Raw genomic sequence first — 3,347 nt, forward strand, 5'->3', positions numbered from 1 at the left:
GCTGCGCGGAGGCGGCACGCTGCTGCTCGGTACGCACGACGTGAAATTCGAGGACGATGAGGAACTGCGCCAGCTCGTGGTGCGCCGGCTCGCGGCCGAGTGCGGCTGATCAACCCGCCGGGATCTCTGGCTCGACCAGCTTGCCCAGCAGCACCAGCGACTCCTGCCAGCCGAGGTGGCACATCTCGGCCGGAATCACGTCCGGGATGCCCTCCTGCACGATGTTCAGCTCGGTGCCGCAGAGCACGGGTTTCAGCTCCACCGTCACCGTGATGACGCCGGGCAGGTTCGGGTCATCGAACTGGTCCGTGTAACGGATGCGCGTGTGCGGCGTCAGCTCCAGGTATTCACCACCGAACGTGTGGCTGTGGCCCGCACTGAAGTTCGTGAACGACATGCGGAAGGTGCCGCCGACACGGGCGTCCATGTGGTGCACCTTGGCGGTGAAGCCGTTCGGCGGGATCCATTTGGCAAGCGCGTCGGGATCCAGAAATGCCCGGTAGACGCGCTCCGGCGGTGCGCGCAAGACACGGTGGAGTCGGATCGTGTGCGGCATGGTGCACTCCTCGCAAGCGGTGGAACAAACGGAAGTCACCAGCATACTGGACCGACGCCGTCCGGACCGCTACCCTGTCCGCCTCTTCAGACTCGGCAGTGATGCGATGACAGACAAGCTCAACGATTTCGGCCTGATCGGCCTGGCCGTGATGGGCCAGAACCTGGTGCTCAATGTGGAAAGCCGCGGCTTCCACGTCAGCGTCTACAACCGCACCAGTGCGATCACCGACGAGTTCGTCGCGCAGTATCCGGACAAGCGCCTGACCGCCACGCACAGCCTGGCCGACTTCGTGCAGAGCCTCGCCCGCCCGCGCAAGGTGATGATCATGGTCAAGGCCGGCACCGCCGTCGATGCGGTGATCGAGCAGCTCATCCCACTGCTGGAGGCCGACGACATCGTGATCGACGGCGGCAACAGCCTCTACACCGACACCGAGCGCCGCGACGCGTGGCTCACACCCCTGGGCCTGCGCTTCATCGGCGCAGGCGTGTCGGGCGGCGAGGAAGGCGCGCGCAAGGGGCCGGCCATCATGCCGGGCGGGCCGGCATCCACCTGGGCGGTGATGCAGCCGATCTTCGAGAGCATCGCCGCCGTCGCCGAAGGCCAGCCCTGCGTGCGCCACATCGGACCGGGCGGCGCGGGCCACTACGTCAAGATGATCCACAACGGCATCGAGTACGGCGACATGCAGCTCATCTGCGAGGCCTACCACCTGATGCAGTCGGCGGGCATGGCGACGCTGGAGATCGCCGAGGTCTTCAACCGCTGGAACGAAGGCGATCTGCAGAGCTACCTGATCCAGATCACCGGCAAGGCGCTGGAGCAGATCGACCCCGAGACCGGCCACCCCGTCGTCGAACTCATCCTCGACAAGGCGGGCCAGAAGGGCACCGGCCAGTGGACGATCATGAACGGCGCCGAGCAGGCGGTCGTGATCAGCACCATCAACGCCGCCGTGGAGGCGCGCGTGCTGTCGTCGCAGAAGGCGCAGCGGGTCGCGGCCAGCGAGATCCTGCACGGCCCGGCCACCGCCTGGACCGGCGACCGCGCCGCGCGCCAGGCGCTGGTGGCCAAGATCCACGACGCGCTCTACGCCGCCAAGGTGATCAGCTACGCGCAGGGGCTGGACCTCGTGAAGAGCATGAGCGCGCGCAAGGGCTGGGACATCGACCTCGGCGGGCTGGCGTCGATCTGGCGCGGCGGCTGCATCATCCGGGCGCGGTTCCTCAACCACATCACCGACGCCTACCGCACGCAGCCCGACCTGACGCACCTGATGCTGGCGCCCTATTTCGCCGCGCTGCTCAACCGCACGCAGCAGGCGTGGCGCGAGGTGGTGGCGCACGCGGTGACGCAAGGCATCCCGGTGCCGGCGATGAGTGCATCGCTCGGCTACTACGACAGCCTGCGCACCGCCCGGCTGCCCGCGAACCTCCTGCAGGCGCAGCGCGACTTCTTTGGCGCGCACACCTACGAGCGCACCGACAAGCCGACAGGCCAGTGGTTCCACACGGTGTGGCCGGACGTGGTGGGATGACGCATGTCTGACCACAACGCCCCCGCCCTGCTGCGCCGTCTCTTCGACGCGGCCGTCGCCAGCGCCCAGCCAGCGCTGTGCATCCCGCCGTGCCTGCCTGACCCGGCGACGGTGCGCGGCCGGCTCATCGTCATCGGCGCAGGCAAGGCGTCCGCGGCGATGGCGCAGGCCGTCGAGCAGCACTGGCCCGGCCCGCTCACCGGCCTGGTCGTCACCCGGTATGGCTACAACGTGCCTTGCGAGCGCATCGAGATCGTCGAGGCAGCGCACCCGGTCCCCGACGAAGCCGGCCTGCGCGCTGCACAGCGCCTGCTCGCGTTTGTCGCTGGCCTCACGCCAGAGGACGTGGTGCTGTGCCTCATCTCGGGCGGCGGTTCGTCGCTGCTGCCGCTGCCGCTGGACGGTGTGACGCTGGCCGACAAGCAGGCGATCAACCGCGCCCTGCTCGCCTCGGGCGCCACGATCACCGAGATGAACTGCGTGCGCCGACACCTCTCGGCGATCAAGGGCGGCCGGCTCGCCGCAGCGTGTCACCCGGCGCGGGTGCGGACGCTGCTGATCTCGGACGTGCCGGGGGATGACCCGATCGACATTGCCTCCGGCCCGACGGTGGCGGACCCGACGACCTGCGCCGACGCGCTCGACATCGTGCGCCGCTACGGCATCACGCTGCCGCCTGCGGCGCGCGATGTCCTGGAAAGCGGCCGGGGCGAGTCGGTCAAGCCAGGCGACCCACGATTGACGGGCATCGAGACCCGCATCGTCGCTGCGCCGCAGCAGGCCCTGGAAGCCGCCGCTGCAGTGGCCCGCGAGGCCGGTATTCCCGCGCACATCCTCGGTGACGCCATCGAGGGCGAGGCGCGCGACGTCGGCAAGGTGCTCGCCGGGCTGGCGCTGCAGGTCGCCGGGCGTGGTCAGCCGTTCACGGCACCGTGCGTGCTGCTGTCGGGCGGCGAAACCACCGTCACCGTGCGCGGCACCGGGCGTGGCGGACGCAACGTCGAATGCCTGCTGTCGATGGGCATCGCGCTCGGTGGACATCCGCGCATCCATGCGCTGGCCGGCGACACCGACGGCGTGGACGGACAAGAAGAGATCGCGGGCGCCGTCTGGCGGCCCGATACGCTGGCACGGGCCTGGGCGCTGGGCCTGCGCCCGAAGGACCGGCTGGCCGACAACGACGGCCACGGCTTTTTCGAAGCCCTGGGCGATCAGGTCGTCACCGGGCCGACGCTGACGAATGTGAACGAC

Annotated in this window: 3 protein-coding genes; 2 read left to right on the plus strand and 1 reads right to left on the minus strand. The window is 69.3% G+C overall.

From position 1 onward, the window contains the following. Nucleotides 1-109 precede the first annotated feature (109 nt). Entirely contained in the window at nt 110-556 is a 447-nt protein-coding gene (locus tag AB3X43_RS05575; protein WP_369428877.1) for an SRPBCC family protein, read from the minus strand. A gap of 106 nt (nt 557-662) precedes the next feature. Here AB3X43_RS05575 and gnd point away from each other — a divergent pair, with 106 nt between their 5' ends. Continuing rightward, complete coding sequence (gene gnd, locus AB3X43_RS05580) at nt 663-2,096, plus strand: decarboxylating NADP(+)-dependent phosphogluconate dehydrogenase (protein WP_369428878.1); 1,434 nt, start codon at nt 663-665, stop codon at nt 2,094-2,096. A 3-nt stretch (nt 2,097-2,099) separates the two neighbouring features. Next, nucleotides 2,100-3,347 (plus strand): glycerate kinase type-2 family protein (locus AB3X43_RS05585; protein ID WP_369428879.1); only part of this gene is annotated, 1,248 nt, incomplete at its 3' end.

Origin of the sequence: Sphaerotilus sp., from assembly GCF_041083715.1 — a bacterium.
In the GTDB taxonomy this organism is placed as follows: Bacteria; Pseudomonadota; Gammaproteobacteria; order Burkholderiales; family Burkholderiaceae_C; genus Sphaerotilus.